The 20,727-nt window shown below is 73.8% G+C and carries 19 protein-coding genes; 10 read left to right on the plus strand and 9 right to left on the minus strand.

All coding sequences use genetic code 11. The features are described 5' to 3' along the window. Positions 1-243: 243 nt before the first annotated feature. Positions 244-873, minus strand: coding sequence for a hypothetical protein (locus ACZ4TG_RS09715; protein ID WP_468161083.1), 630 nt, complete (start codon positions 871-873; stop codon positions 244-246). Between the two features lie 133 nt (positions 874-1,006). Here ACZ4TG_RS09715 and ACZ4TG_RS09720 point away from each other — a divergent pair, with 133 nt between their 5' ends. After that, positions 1,007-1,684, plus strand: coding sequence for a response regulator transcription factor (locus ACZ4TG_RS09720; RefSeq protein WP_468161084.1), 678 nt, complete (start codon positions 1,007-1,009; stop codon positions 1,682-1,684). After that, a complete protein-coding gene (locus tag ACZ4TG_RS09725; protein WP_468161085.1) occupies positions 1,677-3,188 on the plus strand; it encodes a sensor histidine kinase in 1,512 nt (503 codons plus the stop codon). Before ACZ4TG_RS09720 ends, ACZ4TG_RS09725 begins: the two co-directional genes overlap by 8 nt. Positions 3,189-3,221: 33 nt before the next feature. On the opposite strand, the gene ACZ4TG_RS09730 is transcribed toward ACZ4TG_RS09725, so the two are convergent. Beyond that, positions 3,222-4,895 carry a molybdopterin-dependent oxidoreductase gene (locus ACZ4TG_RS09730; RefSeq protein WP_468161086.1) on the minus strand — a complete coding sequence of 558 codons (1,674 nt, stop codon included), beginning with the start codon at positions 4,893-4,895 and terminating at the stop codon, positions 3,222-3,224. A gap of 118 nt (positions 4,896-5,013) precedes the next feature. Between ACZ4TG_RS09730 and ACZ4TG_RS09735 the strand changes: the two genes are divergently transcribed. The 6 genes from ACZ4TG_RS09735 (at position 5,014) to ACZ4TG_RS09760 (ending at position 8,750) form a co-directional block, all read left to right on the plus strand. Next, a complete protein-coding gene (locus ACZ4TG_RS09735) occupies positions 5,014-5,196 on the plus strand; it encodes a hypothetical protein (protein WP_468161087.1) in 183 nt (60 codons plus the stop codon). Positions 5,197-5,332: 136 nt separating this feature from the next. Beyond that, positions 5,333-6,025 (plus strand): RraA family protein, encoded by a 693-nt coding sequence (locus tag ACZ4TG_RS09740; protein WP_468161088.1) that lies wholly within the window; start codon positions 5,333-5,335, stop codon positions 6,023-6,025. A gap of 109 nt (positions 6,026-6,134) precedes the next feature. Continuing rightward, positions 6,135-6,671: a heme-degrading domain-containing protein gene (locus tag ACZ4TG_RS09745; protein ID WP_468161089.1), complete on the plus strand. Its 537-nt coding sequence runs from the start codon at positions 6,135-6,137 to the stop codon at positions 6,669-6,671. A 273-nt stretch (positions 6,672-6,944) separates the two neighbouring features. Continuing rightward, complete coding sequence (locus tag ACZ4TG_RS09750) at positions 6,945-7,670, plus strand: VOC family protein (RefSeq protein WP_468161462.1); 726 nt, start codon at positions 6,945-6,947, stop codon at positions 7,668-7,670. A gap of 215 nt (positions 7,671-7,885) precedes the next feature. Beyond that, a complete protein-coding gene (locus ACZ4TG_RS09755) occupies positions 7,886-8,371 on the plus strand; it encodes a hypothetical protein (protein WP_468161090.1) in 486 nt (161 codons plus the stop codon). A 166-nt stretch (positions 8,372-8,537) separates the two neighbouring features. After that, entirely contained in the window at positions 8,538-8,750 is a 213-nt protein-coding gene (locus ACZ4TG_RS09760; RefSeq protein ID WP_468161091.1) for a hypothetical protein, read from the plus strand. Between the two features lie 57 nt (positions 8,751-8,807). Here the strand turns inward: ACZ4TG_RS09760 and ACZ4TG_RS09765 are convergent, their stop codons facing one another. The 7 genes from ACZ4TG_RS09765 to ACZ4TG_RS09795 all read right to left on the minus strand — a co-directional run bounded on the left by ACZ4TG_RS09765 (position 8,808) and on the right by ACZ4TG_RS09795 (position 17,802). After that, positions 8,808-9,167, minus strand: a complete 360-nt coding sequence (locus ACZ4TG_RS09765) for an SH3 domain-containing protein (RefSeq protein WP_468161092.1) — start codon at positions 9,165-9,167, stop codon at positions 8,808-8,810. 156 nt (positions 9,168-9,323) lie between these two features. Next, on the minus strand, positions 9,324-11,699 hold the full coding sequence (locus ACZ4TG_RS09770; RefSeq protein WP_468161093.1) for a phosphoketolase family protein: 2,376 nt from the start codon (positions 11,697-11,699) through the stop codon (positions 9,324-9,326). 215 nt (positions 11,700-11,914) lie between these two features. Then, complete coding sequence (locus ACZ4TG_RS09775) at positions 11,915-12,448, minus strand: type 1 glutamine amidotransferase domain-containing protein (RefSeq protein ID WP_468161094.1); 534 nt, start codon at positions 12,446-12,448, stop codon at positions 11,915-11,917. Between the two features lie 265 nt (positions 12,449-12,713). After that, positions 12,714-14,021 (minus strand): AI-2E family transporter, encoded by a 1,308-nt coding sequence (locus ACZ4TG_RS09780; protein ID WP_468161095.1) that lies wholly within the window; start codon positions 14,019-14,021, stop codon positions 12,714-12,716. Between the two features lie 48 nt (positions 14,022-14,069). Then, positions 14,070-16,160 carry a xanthine dehydrogenase family protein molybdopterin-binding subunit gene (locus ACZ4TG_RS09785; protein ID WP_468161096.1) on the minus strand — a complete coding sequence of 697 codons (2,091 nt, stop codon included), beginning with the start codon at positions 16,158-16,160 and terminating at the stop codon, positions 14,070-14,072. 32 nt (positions 16,161-16,192) lie between these two features. Beyond that, positions 16,193-17,200 (minus strand): FAD binding domain-containing protein, encoded by a 1,008-nt coding sequence (locus ACZ4TG_RS09790; RefSeq protein WP_468161097.1) that lies wholly within the window; start codon positions 17,198-17,200, stop codon positions 16,193-16,195. Then, a complete protein-coding gene (locus ACZ4TG_RS09795) occupies positions 17,197-17,802 on the minus strand; it encodes a 2Fe-2S iron-sulfur cluster-binding protein (protein ID WP_468161098.1) in 606 nt (201 codons plus the stop codon). The genes ACZ4TG_RS09790 and ACZ4TG_RS09795 overlap by 4 nt, the downstream gene beginning before the upstream one ends. Positions 17,803-17,961: 159 nt before the next feature. Between ACZ4TG_RS09795 and ACZ4TG_RS09800 the strand changes: the two genes are divergently transcribed. Both ACZ4TG_RS09800 and ACZ4TG_RS09805 read left to right on the plus strand, forming a co-directional pair. After that, positions 17,962-18,948 (plus strand): LLM class F420-dependent oxidoreductase, encoded by a 987-nt coding sequence (locus ACZ4TG_RS09800; protein ID WP_468161099.1) that lies wholly within the window; start codon positions 17,962-17,964, stop codon positions 18,946-18,948. A gap of 18 nt (positions 18,949-18,966) precedes the next feature. Beyond that, complete coding sequence (locus ACZ4TG_RS09805) at positions 18,967-20,685, plus strand: PP2C family protein-serine/threonine phosphatase (RefSeq protein ID WP_468161100.1); 1,719 nt, start codon at positions 18,967-18,969, stop codon at positions 20,683-20,685. Positions 20,686-20,727 lie beyond the last annotated feature (42 nt).

A 20,727-nucleotide genomic window follows, 5' to 3' on the forward strand; every position in this document is an offset into this window, starting at 1 on the left:
AGGACCTCGGCAGGGGGCGGGCAGAGGGGGAGCACGGCGAGGGCCATCGCGGCCGCCGCACGCATCACTGTGATCACCACGGGCTCGGTTCTAGCCCCGATACCACCCGCCCGACAGCCCGTCGGCCGGGCATCACCCTTTCGGATGCAACCGGTTCACCGCAGAAACGCCACGGCGGGGACGCCACGCGCGCCGTGGCGGGCGCGAAGGCCGCCGGCGCGGGAGCAGCGGCCCTGCCCGGGGTCAGCGGGTCCTGCCCGCTCCCCCGGCCGCGACGGTGTTGCCGGTGACCGTTCCGTCGCCGCCGGCCAGGGTGACCTTGTGCCGTACGCCGTCGGGACCGAGGACCACGGCCTGCCAGGCGCTCCCGCCGCCCTGCTGGGCGATCACGCGGAGCGACTCGACCTTGCCGCCGGGCACGGCGCCCGCCGCCTTTTCCACGGCCTGGTCGGCCGGGAGGGCCGGGAGGGGCACGGGGGCCGCGGCTCCGGCGGAATCACGGAGGGCCTCCCGTCGTCCGTCCAGGAGGCGTTCGCGCTTCGCGTCGGCGGGGGCTTCGCCCCTGAGCTTCTTGCCCATGGCCGGGCCGCCGTCCGCGAGCAAGGGCCCGTGGGGTCCTCGGCCCTCGGGGAAGTGCCCGATCGCGACGCGCTTCCCGTGGTGGTGCTCCGCCACCGCGACCGCCGCCGCACCGCCGCCGACCAGGACCACCAGTCCGAGGACCACCCATCGCGTGCGCCCGTTGCGGGTCAGCCGGACGAGCCGGCCACGGGTTCCCGTCGCCGTGCCGGTCGTCGTGCCGGTCGTCGTGCCGACGGTCTTCTCATCGGGGCCCACGGGGTGCTCGGGCGGCTGCGGGGTGGACTGGCTCATCTGGTTGCTCCTCGGATTCTCCGGGCCCTCCGCCCGGCAGGGCAGATCCTGCGCGCAGGAAGCTGAAGCTCCGCTGAAGCCACCTGAAGACCCCTTCAGCAAGCGGGCCGGGTGACCTGAGTACCTTGGCCCCATGCGCGTACTGGTGGTCGAGGACGAGCGGCGACTGGCCGCGGCTCTGCAACGCGGGCTGCAGGCCGAGGGCTTCTCGGTGGACGTCGCCCACGACGGCGACCAGGGGCTGTGGCTGGCCGCGGAGCACGACTACGACGCCATCGTGCTCGACATCATGCTGCCGGGCCTCAACGGCTACCGGGTCTGCGCCCGGCTGCGTGCCGCCGGCTGCGAGTCGGGCATCCTGATGCTCACCGCGAAGGACGGGGAGTACGACGAGGCGGAAGCGCTGGACACCGGCGCGGACGATTTCCTCTCCAAGCCCTTCTCGTACGTGGTCCTGGTGGCCAGGCTCCGCGCCCTGATCCGGCGCACCGGCCGCCGCAGCCCACAGGTCATGGAGTTCGGCGACCTGCTGATAGACCCGGCAGCGCAACGCTGCACCCGCGGTGGGGCCGAAGCCCGCCTGACCTCGCGGGAATTCGCGGTCCTGGTGTATCTGGCCCGCCGGGCGGGTGAAGTCGTACCCAAGCGGGAGATCCTGGACAACGTGTGGGACGCCGCCTACGACGGCGACCTGAACGTGGTCGAGGTCCACGTCAGCGCGCTGCGCCGGAAGATCGACGCGCCGTTCGGGCGGACCGCGGTGGAGACCATCCGCGGCGCGGGCTACCGGCTGGCGGCCGACGGTGGCTGACCGGCACGACGACGCTCACGACACGCACGACGCCCAGGATGCCCACGACCGGCCCGTTCGTCCCGCGGGGCCGGACCGCTCCGGGATCGGCTCGCGCGTCCTCGCCCGGCTGCGGGGCCGGGTCCTGGGCCCGGTCCTGGGCCCGGCCCGCGGGCTGCGGCCCCGGTCCGTACGCGCCCGGGCCACCCTCGGGGCGACGGCCGTGGTCGCGCTGGCGCTCGGGACCGTCTCCTTCGCGCTGCTCGGGCTGCTGGAGGGGAACCTGATGCGCAACGCCCAGGCCGACGCCGAGCGGCAGGCCGTGTCCACCGCCGCTCTGGCGGCAGCGGGCCGGCTCGACCCGCTGCTGGTACCGGGCCGGGGAACGGACTTCCTCCAGGTCGTCGACGCCGAGGGCCGCGTCATGGCGGCGAGCCCCAATCTGCTGGGCCGCCCCGCCGTCACGAGGAAGCGCCCCGGCGCACCCGGCACGGTCCGCGACACCTGGAACGGCAGGCCGGTACGGGAGGAGCACCGCCAGCGCGTCGTGCAGGTGACGACGGCCACCTCCCAAGGGCTCGTGACCGTCTACGTGGGCACCTCGTTGCGGCAGGCCGATGCGGCGGGCGACATGATCGTGGCCGCGCTGGCCGTCGTGGTGCCGCTGCTCGTCCTCACGGTGGCCCTCGTCACCTGGCGGGTGACGGGCTGGGCGCTGCGCCCGGTCGAGGCGATCCGCGCCGAGGTCGCCGGGATCAGCGACCGCGATCTGCACCGCCGCGTGCCCGTTCCGCCGAGCCAGGACGAGATAGCCCGGCTCGCCGTCACGATGAACGCCACCCTGGACCGGCTGGAGGCCGCCGGAAAGCGTCAGCGCCAGTTCATCGCCGACGCCTCGCACGAGCTGCGCAGCCCGATCACGGTGCTGCGCACCCAGCTGGAGGTCGCCCAGGCCCACCCCGACCCGGCTCTGTGGGGCGAGCTGGTCAGCGGCGCCCTGGAGGACACCGTACGGCTCCAGGACCTCGCGGCGGACCTGCTCCTGCTGGCCAGGCTCGACACCTCGGAACCGGCTCCCTCCGCCCCCGTCGACCTCGCGGAGGTGGCTCGGGAGGCGGCGCGGGCGCGCCGGCAGGACCGGATCCCCGTACGGGTGGAGATCGCCTCCGGGGCCATGGTGCGCGGCAGCACGCTCTGGCTCTCGCGGCTCGTCACCAATCTGCTGGACAACGCCCAGCGGCACGCCGATCGCCGGGTCCGGCTCGCCCTGCGCGTCGACGCGGCCGGCTCGGCGGTGGTGCTGGAGGTGTCGGACGACGGGCCGGGCATCCCGGTCGCGGAGCGCGAACGCGTCTTCGAGCGGTTCACCCGGCTCGACGACGCACGCAGCCGGGACCAGGGCGGTTCCGGCCTGGGCCTGGCCATCGCCCGCGACATCGCCACCCGCCTGGGAGGCTCCCTCGCGGTCCACGACTCGCCGGCCGGGGCCCTTCTGGTGGCCAGACTGCCGCGGGTCCGGGGCTGAGGGCTGTCCCGCACTCCGTCCGCCGGTCGGGGCTCACGTGGCTCGACGGCCCCGCTCGGTGGTCGTCTTGAGCACGGCTCCGGAGGGTGTTGTTCCCGGAGCCGCGCCGTCCTGGCCGGCGGTGACGAAGACGCTGTGCCAGCCGCTGGCGCCGTCTGGGACCGTCCGGGCGCGTTGCTCGGTCTGCAGCCGGCCGGTGCCGTCGGTGGCGCGGACGGTGAGGTGGTGCCCGCCCGGCGTGGTCTTCCAGGGGTAGCACCACTGGCGCCAGGTGTCGGTGCTGTCCTGTTCGGCGAGCTGGGCGTCCTCCCACGGCCCGTCGTCGACGCGGACCTCGACCCGCCGGATCCCCCGGTGCTGCGCCCAGGCGACTCCGGCGACCATGACGGTGCCCGCGGGGGTCTGGGCGAAGGGCTTCGGGGTGTCGATCCGGGCCTGGGTCTTGACCGGGGCCTTGCGCGCCCAGGCGCGGCGCACCCAGTACGGGTCGTACGCGTCGAAGGTGGTGAGCTCGATGTCCTGGATCCACTTGCAGGCGGAGACGTATCCGTAGAGGCCGGGGACGAGCATCCTGACGGGGAAGCCGTGGTCGAACGGGAGGGGTTCGCCGTTCATCCCGAGGGCGAGCATCGCGTCGCGGCCGTCCAGCACGTCCTCGACCGGGGCGCCGAGCGTCATGCCGTCCACCGAGCGGGCCACCAGCTGGTCGGCCGGTCCGCCCTTCGACGGCGCCTTGACACCCGCTTCGCCGAGGAGGTCGGCCAGGCGTACGCCGAGCCAGCGGGCGCTGCCCGCGTACGGGCCCCCCACCTCGTTCGACACGCACGTGAGCGTGATGTCCCGCTCGATCAGCGGCCGGCGGAGCAGGTCCTGGAAGGTGTGGGTGCGGGGGCGGGCGACGCCCTTGCCGTGGATGCGCAGCCGCCAGGTGTCGGCGTCGACCTTCGGGACGACCAGGGCGGTGTCGACCCGGTAGAAGTCCTTGTTCGGGGTGGTGAACGCGCTGATTCCGGGGATGCGCAGCTCGGCCCGGGCCGGGATCGCGCCCGCCGGTGAGGCGGGTGCGGGAAGCCGCACGGCGGCCCGCGAGGCGACGGCGCCCTGTCCGCGGCGCCCGGTCAGGGCCCGGCCGAGGGCGCCGGTTCCCGCGGCGGCCACGACGGTGGCGGCGGCCTTGATCAGGAAGCCGCGCCGGTTCCAGCCGGGCCCCTCACCGGCGGCGCCGGCGTCCGGGAGCGCGCCGGGACTGCTGGTCAGTGCGCCGGCCAGGGCGTACAGCACAGCGGATCCGGCGAGGGCGCCCAGCAGCGAGGGCAGCACGTCGGCGATGCCGGTGGAGTCCGGCCTGCCGAGCGCGGCGCCCGCGCCGACGACGCCGAACGCGAGCACGCCGGCCGAGCCCGTGCGGCGGCGCCTCAGGGCGAACAGGCCGAGCAGAGTGGCGAGTACGGCGATGGTGGCGAGGATCCCGATCCGGAGCACGGCCTTGTCGTCCTCGCCGAACGTACGGATCGCGTAGTCCTTGAGCCAGGCCGGGGTCCGGTCGATCGCCGATCCGCCGACGACGGTGACGGGGCCGGCCCGGGGGCGGACGAGCGATGCGCTCAGCTCGCCGGCCGCCAGTGCCGTGACACCGGCCAGCAGCCCGCTCGCGGCGGCAAATGCCTGGAGTTCCGAGGCCCTTCGGTTGATCCTCACAACCGGCATTCGTCGCGGCGGCCGGGCCGGATGGGTGTGCACCGAAGCTACTCATCGTGTTTATCCACTTCGTTTTCGGTAACAGGAAGTGATGACAGAAAGTCAGCACCTGACGGAAGGAAGGAACATGACCACAGTCATCTGGCTCATCTTCATCGCTGTCGCCGCCGCCATCGCCCTCCTCGTCTCGGCTCCCGGCATCAAGGCGCGACGCAACCCGTTCCCGGGCCGCACACCGGGCGGCAGCCCCCGAACCCGCCTGAGCACGATCCCCGAGCCCCGGCACGGCCGGCACCGCAGCAGCAGCTGACGGGCGTCCGGCGCGGCGACCGGCGGGCGGACGACTCTCGGACGGGGGCGTCCCGTGGCGACGGCCCGAGGGGTCGGCAGGGCACCATGGGTGAAGTGCTTGATCGAAGCCGTTCGTCGCGAGAAGGGGAAACGGCATGCTGAGGGCCTTCGCCAGCCTGTCCACGCCGCTCATGGCCGATGCCTGTGTCCGTACCGGTGTGCCGCTGCGCGTCGCGCCGCCCGGCATCGGCCCGGTCGTACCCGGGCACCGGGTAGCGGGGCGCGTGCTGCCGGTGCGCCACTACGGGAGCGTGGACGTCTTCCTGGAGGCGTTCGGCCAGGCCCAGCAGGATGACGTACTGGTCATCGACAACAGCGGCCGGTCGGACGAGGCGTGTGTGGGCGACCTGGCCGTACTGGAGGCCGGGACGGCCGGGGTGACGGGCCTGGTGGTGTGGGGGCTGCACCGCGACACACCGGAGCTGGCCGAGATCGGCCTCCCGGTGTTCAGCTACGGCAGCCACCCGCCCGGGCCGGTGCGGCTCGACGAGCGCGAACCGGAGGCACTGGTCACCGCACGGTTCGGGCCGCACCTGGTGGACGGCCGGGACTTCGTCTTCGGCGATGCGGACGGAGTGCTGTTCGTCGCCGCCGAACACGTCGAGGAGGTGCTGGCGGCGGCGCGCCGCATCCGGGCGACCGAGCGCGAGCAGGCCCGCCGGATCCGGTCGGGCGACACCCTGCGCCGCCAGACGGCCTTCGACGACTACCTGGTGCTGCGGGACGCCGACCCCTCCTACACCTTCCGCCGGCATCTGCGGCGCACCGGCGGAGCCATCGAGGAGTAGGCGGCCGTACGCACCCGCCGCGCGGGGATCGACCGTCCCTCAGGGCCCCGGCGGCGGGCGGGCGCGCCTCCGCTTGCACTTTGACAACAGTGTTGCCAAAGTGGCGCCCATGACTGGCACAGACCCCGAGAGCGAATCCGCCCGCCCCATCGGCCATACCCCCGCCCCCGACGTGGCCGACCTGGAGGCCCAGGAGGAACGGCTGACGCTGGCGCGCTTCACCCACGAGGACGCCTGGGAGCTGGGCTCGCTGCTCGTCTCCATGGCCCGTGAGCGGTCGGCTCCGGTCGCCGTCGACATCCGCCGCGGCTCCCAGCAGCTCTTCCACTGCGCGCTCCCCGGGTCCAGCGCCGACAACGACGTCTGGATCGAGCGCAAGCGCCGCGTCGTGGAGCGGTACGGCGCCTCCTCGCTCCTGGTCGGCACCCGCTTCCGGGCCCGGGGCAAGGACTTCGACACCGACTCCCGCCTGGACCCGGACCGGTACGCGGCCCACGGCGGCTCTTTCCCCCTGACCGTCGAGGGCGCGGGGGTCATCGGCGCCGTGACCGTGTCGGGACTGCCGCAGCTGGACGACCACGCCCTCGTCGTAGAGGCACTGGAGCGCTTCCGGCGCGGGCAGCACGCCGACCACCGGCTCACCTGACCGTCGCCCGGGACGTCGGGCACGGCCGACAGGCATGAGCGCTCCCGCGGCGGGCAGGGTTGTCATACCCGGCAGAACGTAGCATTACGTGATGTATCACCGCCCGGGAGCGGCGCCGCCGGCCGGCGCCGATACCGGGCTGTGGAGCGGCCGCGCCTCTCCGTGCGGCCCTCGGCCCGGGTCTACCGTGGATCGCGGGGCGCGAGAGAGAGGTCGGTGACGGTGTCGACGTCAAGCCACGAAGTGTTCGGCGCACCGTGCTGGGTCAGCCTGATGGCCCGCGACCTCGGCGCCGCTCAGGATTTCTACGGAGCCGTGCTCGGCTGGAAGTTCCGTCCCACCCGGCTCGGGGAGGGCTTCTCCATCGCCCTGCTCGACGGAGTGCCCGTGGCCGGCATCGGCGCCCTGGCCCTGCGGCTGGGCATCCCGGTGGCGTGGACCCCGTACTTTGCCGTCGACGACGCGGATGTGACCGCCTCGCGGGTGCGCGAGCGCGGGGCCACGATGGGCGTGGGCCCGCTGGCCTTCGGGACCGGGCGGGCCGCGCTCGCGGCCGACCCCGACGGGGCGGTCTTCGGGTTCTGGGAGGGGGAGGTCATCCCCGACTGGACGGCCCAGCGCGACGGCGCCGCCGTATGGCTCGAACTGCGCACCCGTGACGCCTTCGCCGCGGCCGTCTTCTACGGAGAGGTCCTCGACTGGGCCTGCGAACGGCCTGGCTGCTGCGACGTCTCCTACGAGCACGACCACGTGGTGGTCCGCCGCGGCCATGACACCGTCGCCCGGATCGACGGCGGAGCCGTCGAGGCCGCTCCCGACCCTCAGGTCCGACCGCGCTGGCACGTCCACTTCGAGGTGCCCGACCTGGAGGAGGCGGCGGAGGCCGCGGTCCGGCTCGGCGGCCGCACCGTGTCACCCGTCCGGACCACGACCGCCACCCGTCTCCTGACCCTGAGCGATCCCGACGGCGGCCTCTTCACCATCGTCTCCGCATCCTGACCCGACCGGGGTCCGGCCTGAACCCGGCCTGGACCCTGCCTCGATCCGGCATCCGCCCGGCGTCCATCCGGCGTCCATCCGGCCGACGGCCTCCGGGGCCGTACGGGTGGAAGCCGGATCAGGTGGCTCAGTACCGCGCTGTCCGGTCCGCCGCAGCGGGCATGGATCGCCCTGCCGTTCCCCCAGGGCTGAGGAGTGAGAATTTGCACGGGGACATGCTCGGGATCTATCTGAACGACCACCTGGCGGGATCCACCGCGGGCGTCGACCTCGCGCGCCGCGTCGCGCGCAGGAACCGGCGCACAGCACGCGGACCGGAGCTGGCGCGCCTGGCCGGCGAGATCGCCCAGGACCGCCACGACCTCCTGGCGATCATGCACGCGCTCGGCCACGCTCCGCGCCGCTACAAGATCGCCGCAGGCTGGGCCGGGGAGAAGGCCGGACGTCTGAAGCTCAACGGGCGCCTGCTGCGGCGATCGGGCCTGGGCACGCTGATCGAGCTGGAGGGACTGAGGCTCGGCGTCGAGGGCAAGGCCTGTCTGTGGGCCACCCTGCTCGTGATCGCGCCCGGGGAGTCCGCCTTGGACGAAGGCCGTTTGCAGGAGTTGCTGAACCGCGCGCAGACTCAGATCGACGCACTGGAGTCGATGCGCCTCACCGTCGCGGCCAGGGTGTTCGCCGGCACCCGCGCGCAGCCTTAGCCGGGCGGGCGGTGGTGCGGGCGGTCGTGCGGGCGTCGAAGGCGGGGGCCCGGACGGGGTGCACGTGACGCATACGTGCCGCATGCGCGGGCACCCGCGGGCACACAGGCCCACGCGTGCCACGAGGCATGACGTACCCGGCTCATGACTTGACAGGAGATCAGGCGTGAATCCCACATCGTCAGCTCCGTCCCACCCGCTCTTCGAAGAAGCACGCGCGTCCCTCCAGGACGTCAGTGACCCCTCGGCACGGGCGATCGTGCTGGCCGTCCTCGCGGCGGCCCGGGAACTGCAGGACCTCGCCGCGAGCACGCGGAGCCTGGATGCCCGGCTGGAGTCGGTCACCCAGTACCTCGGCGGGATCGCGAACAGGCCGTAGCCCGAGCGGCGGCCCGTGAGGGCCGCCCGTTCCCCGCTCAGGCGAGCCGCCGCCCGTTCAGCACGCCTTCACCGGCTGGAGGTTGTGCACGTAGCGGGCCGAGACCCAGCCGTCGACCCCGTGCAGCCGGTACCAGACCGGGTTGCCGTCCACCCACTTGCCGCGCTTCTGGCACTGGAGTCCGATCCGCTGCCGGGGCGAGAGCGTCTTGACCACCTTGGAAACGGTCGTGGGCTTGCTGCGCACGTTGACGGGCGCTTGCGCCACCACGACCCCGATGGTGTGAGCCGCCTGCGCCCCGGCCGGACGCGCCGCACCCGGGCCGGCGTGCCCCTCGGCCGCCCAGCCCTGCGTCCCCAGGGGGCCGAGCAGCAGGCCGGCCGCCATCACGCATGCCGCCGCGGTCTTCTTCGTCATCAGCAGTACTCCCGTCGCCGTACCTCGTCGCGGGCGGCCCCGGCGGGCCGCCGCACCGACTATCACCACGGCGCGAGCCGCCGGGGGTCCCGGACACGCCTGCCCGTCACCCGGTCGGCCCTGCGCCTGCGCCGACGGCGCGGACCGGGGAGAGGGTCAGGCGCCCCACCTCCACTCGGTGATCTCCGCCGGGTCCGCTCCGGTGTTGCGCAGCTCGGCGCGGAGCCGGTCGCGGTGGGCGGCGTACCGGCTGCCGAGGGCTTCGGCGTCGGGGTGCCGTTCCCGCAGGTGGTGGAGCGCGGTGATGGCGAGGTCGTGGCGGGACACGCCGTTGCTCGCGAGGAGGTCGTACGGGGTGGTCGTGGTGCCTTCCTCCACGTACCCGCGGACATGGAACCGGCCCGGGTCCGGCCGGCCGTGCAGGAGCTGGTGCACGGCCGCCGGATAGCCGTGGAAGTCGAAGACCACGGGGATGTCCCGGCCGAAGAGGGTGTGGAACTGTTCGTCCGGCATGCCGTCGGGGTGCCGGTCCCCGGGCGCGAGCGCGCACAGGTCGACGATGTTGACGACGCGGATGCGGGCGTCCGGCAGGTCCCTGTTCAGCAGGTCGGCGGCTGCCAGGGTTTCGACGGTGGGGATCCCGCCGGCGCAGGCGAGGACCAGTTCGGGGTCCGCTCCCCCGCCGTCGGACGCCCACGGCCACACGGAGGCTCCGGCGGCGCAGTGCGCCCGGGCCTCGTCCAGGCCCAGCCACTGGGCGGCCTCGTGTTTGCCGGACACCACCGCGTTGACCTTTCCCGTTTGGGCGAGGAGCCGTTCCATGGTGACGAGCAGGGTGTTGGCGTCGGGTGGCAGGTAGACGCCCGTGACCGTGGCCTTCTTCGTCAGGAGGTTGTCGATGAAGCCGGGGCCCTGGTGGCTGTAGCCGTTGTGCTCCTGGCGCCAGCCCTCGCTCGTGAGCAGGTACGTCAGGCTGCTGACCGGTGCCCGCCACGGCACCTCGGCGGACATCTTCAGCCATTTCGCGTACTGGTTGACCATGCTGTCCACGATGGACGCGAAGGCCTCGTAGGTGGGGAAGAGGCCGTGCCGGCCGGTCTGGAGGTATCCCTGGAGCCATCCCTGGCAGCTGTGTTCGGAGAGGATCTCCATGACCCGGCCGTCCCGGGACAGGTGTTCCGCGTACTCCTCCACCGGCCAGGTGCAGGCGCGTCCGGTCACCTCCAGTACGGCGTCCAGTTTGTTCGAGGCGAGTTCGTCGGGCGAGACGATGCGGAAGTCGCGGCGCTCCTCGCTCCGGCGCACGATGTCGGTCAGCCAGTCGCCGAGCACCTCGTTCGGTGAGGCCAGGGTCCGGCCCGGGCCCTTGTCGAGCGCGACGGCGTAGGGCTCCAGCGCGGGGAGGTCCAGCGGGCGGCGCAGTGTTCCGCCGTTGCTCGCGGCCCGCATGCCGATGCGCCGGTCTCCCTCGGGGCACCGGGCGGTGACCTCGGGGACGGGCCGGCCGTCGGCGTCGAAGAGTTCCTCCGGCCGGTAGGACCGCAGCCACGCCTCCAGGGCACGCAGCTGCTCCGGGTCTTCGTGGACGTCGGGCAGGGGTACCTGGTGGGCGTGGAAGGTGCCCTCGATGCGGGTTCCCGCCACCTCGGCGGGTGCGCCCTGGCCCTTGAGGCTGCGCAGCACGATCATCGGCCAGGCGGGGCGGGGCGCGGGGGGCTCGGCGGAGCGCGCCTGGCGCTGGATGGCGGTGATCGCGGTGTGTGCGTCGGCGACCGCGTCGACGAGCTGCGGCCCGTCCGGGTCCCGGGTCATGTCGACGATCCTCGGGTCCCAGCCGTAGCCGCGGAACAGGTCGGTCAGCTCGCCGTCGGACATGGTGGCGAACACGGTGGGCGAGGAGATCTTGTAGCCGTTGAGGTGCAGGAAGGGCAGTACGGCGCCGCTCGTGGCGGGGTCGAGGTACTTGGGCGAGTGCCATGCGGCGGCTGTCGGGCCCGTCTCGGCCTCGCCGTCCCCGACGATGCACGCCACCAGCCGGGCGGGGGCGTCGAGCGCGGCCCCGAAGGCGGTGGAGAGGGCGTAGCCGAGCTCGCCGCCCTCGTGGAGGGTGCCCGGCACGGCCGGCGACAGATGGCTCGGGAAGCCGTCCGGCGCGCAGTAGCGGCGGCTGAGCTCGCGCAGGCCGTCCGCGTCACGGCTCAGGTCCGGGTCGAATTCCGCGTGCGTGCCCTCCAGCCACAGGTTCGCGTGGATGGCGGGCGCCCCGTGCCCCGGTCCGGTCACCAGCAGCACCTCCGTGCCGCGCTCGCGGATCAGGGTGTCGAGGGCCGCGTAGACGAGGGTGATGCCGGGGCAGGAACCCCAGTGTCCGAGCAGGCGCGGTTTGAGGTGCTCGGGCCGGAGGGGCTCGTCGAGCAGCACGTTGTCCCGTAGGTGGATCATGGCCGCGGCCACGTAGTCCGCGGCCCGGCGGTAGGTGGCCAGGCCCTCGGCGGGGGCCTCTTGCCCGTCCGTGCGCCGTGTCGTGTTCACCGGTCCTCCTCGGCTGGCTGCGGGTGCCTCGCTTGCGCTGCGCGCCTGCCCCCGATGCGCGGGAGAACGCCGGCGACCGCCCGGACGCCGCCGGGCGCGGGCGTCCCCGGTCACCTCGGGGGCGGCCGGGGACGGCGGGAAAGGCCTGCGCGGCTCACGCGGCGGGAAAGGCCAGCGCGGCTCGCTGTGACCGGGCCGGGCGGGCCGGCGGGGCGTCAGCCCGCGAACTCCTTGACGAACGCCGCGCAGAAGGCGTCCAGGTCGTCCGGCTTGCGGCTGGTGATCAGTGTGGCGGGGGCGGCGTGGCAGACCCGGACCTCCTCGTCCACCCAGGTGCCGCCCGCGTTGCGGATGTCGGTCGCGAGGCTGGGCCACGAGGTCAGCGTGCGACCGCGCACGACATCGGCCTCGACCAGGGTCCAGGGAGCGTGGCAGATCGCGGCGACCGGCTTGCCCTCGTCGAAGAAGCTCCGGACGAAGCCCACCGCCCGCTTGTCCGTCCGCAGGGCATCGGGGTTCGCCACGCCGCCGGGCAGCACGAGCGCGTCGTAGGCGTCGGACGTGTCACCGGCGAGGACGTGGTCGACGGTGTACCTGCCCGCCTTGTCGAGGTGCTGGTACGCCTGCACCTGTCCCGCCTCCGTCGAGACCAGCTGCGGGTTCCAGCCGGCCTTCTCCGCTGCCTTCCAGGGTTCGGTGAGTTCGATTTCCTCGACGCCTTCGGGGGCCGTCAAAAAGGCGATGCGCACCGGGTCCACTTCCTTCGGTCGGGGGCTCCGGCCCGGTCCCCGCAGCAGGTGACGCGGTGGGGGACATCGGTCCGGAGCCGGTCTGGTTCTCGCGCACCCTGCGTCTGCCCGGCCGGACGCCTCCCAATCGACGCGGGCGGCGGGTCCGACCGTGGTGCTGATCGCCTCCCCCGGACCGGTCGAGCTCCTCGTCCGGGGCTGCGCGACGCCGATGGGCGTCCTGGTCCGGCCGGCCTCCGGCCGGCTGACCTGCGAGGCCGGCGGGTCAGCGCGCGCCGCCGTCCGGGGCCGGTGGGGACTGCTCGGGCCCGGGCTCGGGCCCGGCCCCTTCGGCGGGCGGTTCGTCCGGGTCCGGCAGCTCCGCGCCGGCGGCGTGGGCCCGGAGATGGCCGATGACCGTGTTGGCGACGGCGACCAGCGGTACGGCGACCACCGCTCCGCCGATCCCCGCGACGATGCCGCCGGTGGCGACGGCCAGGACCACCGCGAGGGGATGCACCCGCACGGCCCGGCCCAGGATGAAGGGCTGGAGCACGTGGCCCTCGATCTGCTGCACCAGGAGCACCACCAGCAGGGCCATGAGCGCGGTGAAGACGCCCTGGGTGACCAGCGCGACGACGACCGCGAGGGCTCCGGAGACCACGGCGCCGACCAGCGGCACGAACGAGGACAGGAAGATCACCACGCCGATGGGGACGGCGAGCGGCACACCGAGGAAGTAGATGCCCACGCCGATGAACACCGCGTCGATCATGGCGACGATCATCGTGCCGCGTACGTAGGCGGTGAGCGTCCGCCAGGCCCGCGGCCCGGCGCCGGCCACTCCCGGCCGGGCCTCGGCGGGGACCAGCTTCAGGGTCCACTGCCAGATGCGCTTCCCGTCGTACAGCAGGAAGAGCGTGGAGAACATGGCCAGCAGCATGCCGGTGATGACCTCCACCAGCACGGTCACCCCTTGGAGGCCCTTGGAGGTGATCTCGCTGGTGCTGGTGCCGATGGAGTCGCTGAGCTTGTCGGCGATGTCGTTGATCTGCTGCTCGGTCACGTGGAACGGGCTGTTCAGGAGCCACCGTTTGAGTTCCTCGATGCCTTCCTGGAGCCGCCCGGAGAGATTGTCCAGGTTTTCGAGCACCTGCCAGACCACGAACCAGCCGACCAGCCCGAGCACGATGAACCCGCAGATCGCGGTGAGAGCGGTGGCGAGCCCCCGGGACAGCCCGCTGCGGTGCAGCCGGGCGACCGTCGGCTGGAGCAGCGCGGTGACCAGGAGCGCGACGACGAAGGCGAGGACGACCAGCCGTACGGCGCCGATCACCCGCATCAGCACCCACAGGGTGGCGGCGAGCACCAGGAAGCGCCAGCCCGCCTCGGCCGCCACGCGTACGCCCCAGGGCACGGCCCCCGCCGGGTCCGGGGCGGCGCGGCGGCGCGCGCCCCGGACCCCGGGCGGAAGCTCTTCCTCGGTGTCCTGCGCGTACTCCGCGTCCCGGCGCGCCTGCGCCTGCGCACGGCGTTCGCCGAGCGTGGCGGCGCCTTCCTTCACTCGGTCGAGCCACTTGTGGATTCCGGGCATCCGGAACCTCCCTCCGTTTCGTCGCCCTTCTGCCCCGGTTGCGCCGTTTCAGCCGAGCGCGGCCCGTACGCGGTCCGGGGTGAGGGGCAGCTCGCGCAGGCGGCGCCCGGTGGCGTGGCAGACCGCGTTGCCGATCGCCGCCGCCGTCCCGACGATGCCGATCTCGCCGATTCCCTTGCTGCCCATCGGGTTGAGGTGCTTGTCGTGCTCATCGATCCAGTGCGCCTCGACGGCGGGGACGTCGGCGTTGACCGGTACGTGGTAGGCGGCCAGGTCGCTCTCGGCGAAGTCTCCGAAGGCCGGGTCGACGGTGCTGTGCTCGGTCAGTGCCATGCCCAGGCCCATGATCATGCCCCCGATGAGCTGGGAGCGGGCGGTCCGCGGGTTGAGGACGCGGCCGGCGGCGAAGACGCCGAGCAGGCGGCGCACGCGGACCTCCCCGGTGACCGTGTCGACCTGCACCTCGGCGAAATGGGCGCCGAAGGCGTGCCGGGCGTACGGGGACTTCTGCTTCACGGACCGGGTGGTGTCGGCCGAGGCGGACATGCCCTCGGGCGGCGGAGGACCGTGGTGGCGGGCCAGCCTGGCGGTGAGGGCGGTGCAGGCGTCGTGGACGGCCCACCCCCAGGAGGCCGTGCCGGCGGACCCGCCCGCGAGCGGCGCCCTGGGCAGACCGGTGTGGCCGATGGCCACCGTCACGGATCCGAGGGGGACTCCGAGGGCGTCCGCGGCCACTTGCGCCAGGACGGTACGGGCGCCGGTCCCGATGTCGGTGGCGTTGACCTCGACGTGGAAGCCGCCGTCGGGGCGGGCGTGGGCCCGGGCCGTGGACGGGACGATGAGCACGGGGTAGGTGGCGGCGGCCACTCCGGTCCCGACCAGGAGTGCCCCGTCCCGCCGCGGCGCGCGCTGCTCGGCCCAGCCGAAGCGGGCGGCGCCCTCCCGCAGGCATTCCACGAGGTGGCGGCTGCTGAAGGGGCGTCCGCTGTCGGGTTCGGCCGTCGGCTCGTTGCGTACGCGCAGCTCGACCGGGTCGATGCCGAGGGCGTCGGCCAGTTCGTCCATGGCCGATTCGAGGGCGTACATGCCCGGCGCCTCGCCCGGGGCCCTCATCCACGACGGAGTGGCCACGTCCAGCGCGACGGCGCGGTGGGTGGTGCGGCCGGCCGGTACGGCGTACATGACGCGGCCGGGGACGGCCGCCTGCTCCACGAACTCCCGGACCCGGGAGGTGTGGGTGGTCATCTCGTGCGACAGCGCGGTGAGGGTGCCGTCCCGGCGGGCTCCCAGCCGCACCCGGTGCAGGGTGGGCGCGCGGTGGCCGACGGTGGTGGGGAGGTGGCGCCTGGGCAGGGCCAGCTTCACCGGACGGCCGAGGTGGCGCGCGGCCAAGGCGGCGAGGACGACGTGGGGGCGCGGTGTGCCCTTGCAGCCGAATCCGCCGCCCACGTGCTCCGCGATCACGGTGACGTCGTCCTCCGGCAGCCCGAACAGCGAAGCCAGCGCGGTGCGGACCGCTCCGGCGCCCTGGCTGGAGTCGTGGACGGTCAGGTGACCGTGCTCGGCGTCCCAGTCGGCGGTCGCGGCGTGCGGTTCCATGGGGTGGTTGTGCAGCGGCGGCACCGCGTAGGAGCAGTCGACGGCTACCTCGGCCACGGCGAACGCAGCCTCCACGTCGCCCTGTTCGCGGTGGGCGGGGTGCCCGCCGTTGGCCAGCTCGGGGGTGTAGACGCCCGGGTGGTCGGCGCTGAGGAGGACGTCGTGCGGCTCGGTCTCGTACGCGACGCGCACCTCGGCCGCGGCGGCGCGGGCGCCTTCGAGGGTGTCGGCGACGGCCAGGGCCACGTACCAGCCCCGGTGCGGGACGCGGAGGTCCTGCAGCACCTGGAGGGTGGGGTCGTCGGACGGGCCCAGGCGCGGCGCGTTGTACGGGGTGAGGACGCCGAACACCCCGGGCCGGACCACGGCGGCACCGGCGTCGACGGAGGTGACGCGGCCGCGGGCGACGGTGGCGGGCACGGGCCAGGCGTACGCGCAGCCGGCCGGGGTGCGGTCGACGGCGTACCGGGCGAGGCCGGTGACCTTCTCCCCGCCCTCGGCCCGGACGGCGGGGGTCCCGATCGCGGTGTGGGGGCGCATGGCCGGCTCCTCTTCGTCAACGGCTGCGTCGGCTACGGATTGCGGGGGTGTCCGCCGAGGCGGCGCAGGAGCGTGCCGAGGGCGTCGCAGGCGAGCCTCCGGGCCAGATCGATCTTGAACGCGTTGTCGCGCAGGGGCCGGGCCTCGGCGAGCTCCGCGGCGACCGCGCGCCCGAACGCCTCGTCTCCCGGCTCGGCACCGGTCAGCAGCTGTTCGGCGAGGGTGGCCCGCCACGGCCGGTGCGCGAGGCCGCCGAAGGCCAGGGAGACCCTGCGCACGAGCCCGTCGTCGAGTTCGAGGACCGCGGCGACCGAGACCAGCGCGAAGGCGTACGAGGCCCGGTCCCGGGCCTTGCGGTACAGGGAGGCCGCGCCGGGCCCGGCGGCCGGCAGGACGACCGCGGTGACGAGTTCCCCCGGCTGGATGACGGTGTCCCGCTCGGGCCGGTCGCCGGGCAGCCGGTGGAAGGCGGTGGCCGCCACCGTGCGGGTGCCCCGTTCCCCGTACAGCTCGATGTCGGCGTCGAGCGCCGCGAGGGCCACCGCCATGTCGGAGGGGTGGGTGGCGATGCAGTGGCTGGAGTACCCGAGCACGGCGTGGTCGCGGTGCACTCCGTCGCGTGCGCCGCATCCGGAGCCCGGCTCGCGCTTGTTGCAGGGTTTGGAGACGTCCTGGAAGTAGCCGCACCGGGTGCGCTGGAGCAGATTGCCCCCGGTGGTGGCCACGTTGCGCAGCTGCCCCGAGGCGCCGGCGAGGAGCGCCTGGGCGAGCACGGGGTGGCGGCCGCGTACGAGGGGGTGCGCGGCCAGGTCGCTGTTGCGGACGGTGGCTCCGATGCGGAGCGCGCCCCCTGGCAGTTCCTCGATCCCGTCCAGCGGCAGCCGGGAGACGTCGACGAGGGTGCCGGGGGTCTCCACGCCCAGTTTCATGAGGTCGACGAGGTTCGTGCCGCCGGCCAGGTAGCGGGATCCGGGGTGGGCGGCGTGTGCGGCCGTCGCTTCCCGCAGGCTGGTGGCCCGTACGTAGCCGAAGGGCTTCACACGATCACGCCCTCTTCGGTGACCGCGGCGACGGCGGCGACGATCGCGGGGTAGGCGCCGCACCGGCACAGGTTGCCGCTCATCCGCTCCCGGATCTCCTCGGCCGTCAGCGCGACCGGGCCGGCCTCGGCCAGCGCTTCGGGCGCGGTGGCGTGCGAGGGGTGGCCGGCCGCGGCCTCCCGGACGGCTCCCACGGCGGAGCAGAGCTGGCCGGGGGTGCAGTAGCCGCACTGGAAGGCGTCCTGCTCCAGGAAGGCCCGCTGGAGCGGGTGCAGGGCGCCGTCGGAGGTGGCGAGGCCTTCCACGGTGGTGACCTCGGCGCCGTCCTGGGCGACGGCGAGGAGCAGGCAGCTGTTGGCCCGCCGCCCGTCGACCAGCACGGTGCAGGCGCCGCACTGGCCGTGGTCGCAGCCCTTCTTCGAGCCGGTCAGGTCCAGGTGCTCGCGCAGGGCGTCGAGGAGGGTGACACGGTGGTCCAGGGTCAGGACGTGTTCCGTACCGTTGACGTGCAGCGTCACCCCGGAGCGGGCCGCCGCCTCCGCGGAGGGCGACGGAGCGCGAACGCCGTCCGCGTCTTTCGAAACCTCGGTTCCGCTCGCCACTGCTGGCTCCCTCTGCGTTCCCGCTGTGTCCGGCGGAGGGGGCCGTCCCCTCGCGGGTCCAGCCTGGTCCATCCCCTGCGCTCCGGCATCCGCTGGCGCGGGGCATGATCCACTGCGGGGCGCAGGTTTCACGGGCGGGAGACCGGTAAGGCGCAGCGCATGGTGCGATTCGGATACACGATGATGACCGAGCAGGCCGGGCCCAGGGAGCTGGTGGAGCACGTGGTCGGCGCCGAGCGGGCGGGCTTCGACTTCTCCGTGACCTCCGACCACTACTTTCCGTGGCTGGAGGAGCAGGGCCACTCCCCCTACGCATGGAGCGTGCTGGGCGCCGCGGCGCAGGCCACCACGACGATCCCCCTGATGACGTACGTGACCTGCCCGACGATGCGCTACCACCCGACCGTCGTGGCGCAGAAGGCCGCCACGATGCAGTTGCTGTCCGAAGGCCGCTTCCGGCTGGGTCTGGGCTCCGGCGAGAACCTCAACGAGCACGTCGTCGGCCCCGGATGGCCCGCCGCACACGTCCGCCTGGACATGCTGGAGGAGGCCGTGGAGATCATCCGCGCGCTGTTCACCGGTGAATTCGTGAGTCACCACGGAACGTACTTCGACGTCGAGAACGCCAAGCTGTGGGACGTGCCCGACGAGCCGCCGCCGATCGGCATCGCGGTCTCCGGCGACCGGTCCTGCGAGCTGGCGGGCCGGCTCGCCGACCTGGTGATCGCCACCGAACCCGAGCGCCGGCTCCTGGAGTCCTTCGACCGTTCGGGTGGCACGGGGAAGGGCAGGATCGGCCAGTTGCCGGTCTGCTACGACACGGACCGCGACACTGCCGTCAAGCGCGCCCACGAGCAGTTCCGCTGGTCGGTGGGAGGATGGAAGGTCAATGCCGAGCTGCCCGGTCCCGCCGCCTTCGACCAGGCGTCGAGGTACGTCCGCCCGCAGGACATCGCCGAGTCGGTGCCCTGCGGGGACGACGTGGACGTGTTCGTCGACGCCGTACGGCCGTACGTGGACGCGGGCTTCACGGAGATCGCGCTGGTACAGGTGGGAGGCCGCCACCAGCAGCCCTTCCTCGACTGGGCCGAGACCACGCTGCTGCCCGCCCTGCGCGGGATGGGGGCGGGGGGCTCCTCCAGCTGACCGAACCGGTGAGGCCCGATGACCCCGTTCGTCCCGCAGGACCCGGAGACGCTCAAGCAGCTGATCTCCCGCGAGGTGACCACCTTGCGGGCCGCCGCCCGACGGGACGCGGGGGTACGCCAGGACGACAGCCGCACGGCGGACTCCGCGGAGGCGCCGCCGCGGACCTGCGCGTGCGGCGGCAGCGACGGTCCCGGCCACGCCTGTGGCGACGAGGGTGACGGGCACGACCCCTGGGCCTGCGTCTGCGCCACCCTGCCCGCCATCCCGGTATCCGCCGCGCTGCTCGTACCGGTGCGCGACGGCGAGGGCAGGACCGTCGACTTCCGGGTCAGGGCGGGCAATCACGTCCGCTCCGCCCAGTGGCTCGAGGCGCCCGACCGGCAGGTCGGGCGTCGTCTGCTGGACGTACAGCCCGGCGCCGCGTCCGGCGGGCTGCTCGACGCGCTGACCGGTGTGCTCGACACGGGGCGGGCCCTGCGCGGCCACGCCGTCGACTACACCGAGCAGCGCGGAGACGGGCTGCACCGCACCAAGCTGCTGTACGACGCCGCCTCGTGCGGGGACCGGGTGCTGGCCACGTGGCGGCCCGCCCACAACCGTACGGAGCTGCTCTCGCTCGACGCCCAGTACATCGCGTCCATGGGCTGGGGCACCTGGGACCTCCTGTCCGGGGTCGTCACCTGGTCGGAGGGGCTGTCCGCGATCTTCCGTACGGACCCGGGACGGCCGCCCACCCTCGCCGAACTGAGCGACACCGTGCTCCTGGACGACATCCCGCGCTTCGGCCGGATGCTGATGGCGCTGCTCGACGGGGAGGAGCCCCCGGGGACCGAGGTCCGCTTCAGCGTCCTCGGTGAGGTGCGCACCCTGCACCTGGTGGGCCACCCCGTCATCGCCACGGACGGGCTGCCCTGGGCACTGCACCTGATCGCGCGCGACCTGACCCCGGAGGTGCGCAGCCGGCAACGGCTCGCGGCGACCCGGCGGCAGACCGAGCGGCTGCGCGAGGAGGCCGCCGCCGAACGGCGGGTCGCCGCAGCGCTGCGGGAGGCGCTGCTGCCCACCCATTCGGCGGAGCTCGCCCAGCTGGGGATCTCGGTGGCGGCGGCGTACATGCCGGTCGAGGAGGAGGCGGCGGTGGGCGGCGACTGGTACAAGTGCCGGCTGCTGCCGGACGGCCGGATCCTGCTCGCCATCGGTGACGCCTGCGGCCACGGGCTGAGCGCGGTCGCCCGGATGGCCCAGCAGCGGCACGCCCTCGCGGGCCTGGCGCACGCCCCCCGCACCCACGCGGGCCAGCTCACCACCTGGCTGAACGAGCTGGTGTGCGGTGATCCCGCCGCCGAGACGGCGACCGCGATCATCGGGCACATCGACGCCGAGCGGAACCTGCGCTGGGCCTGCGCCGGGCATCCGGCGCCGTTGCTGCTGCGCGACGCCGTGGCCTCGGAGCTGGACACGGAACACCGGGGCCCGCTGTTCGGGCTGTTGCCCGGGCACGAGTACGCGACGGCGACCGTCGCGCTCAGATCCGGCGACCTCGTCCTGCTCTACACCGACGGCATGGTCGAGCGGCGCGGCGAGGACATCGGGCACAGCATCGACGTGCTGCGCGGGACGCTGGCTGCCTGCGGCGGGCTCACGGCCCAGCAGGCCCTCGACCGCATCACGGCCGCGTACGCACCGCAGGCGCGCGAGGACGACACCTGTCTGGTCGCGCTGCGCCTCGACTGAACCTCGGCCGGGCCGGCCATCGCGTCAGCCTCGGCCGGTCCG

The sequence above is a fragment of the Streptomyces sp. NPDC028314 genome, assembly GCF_055565795.1.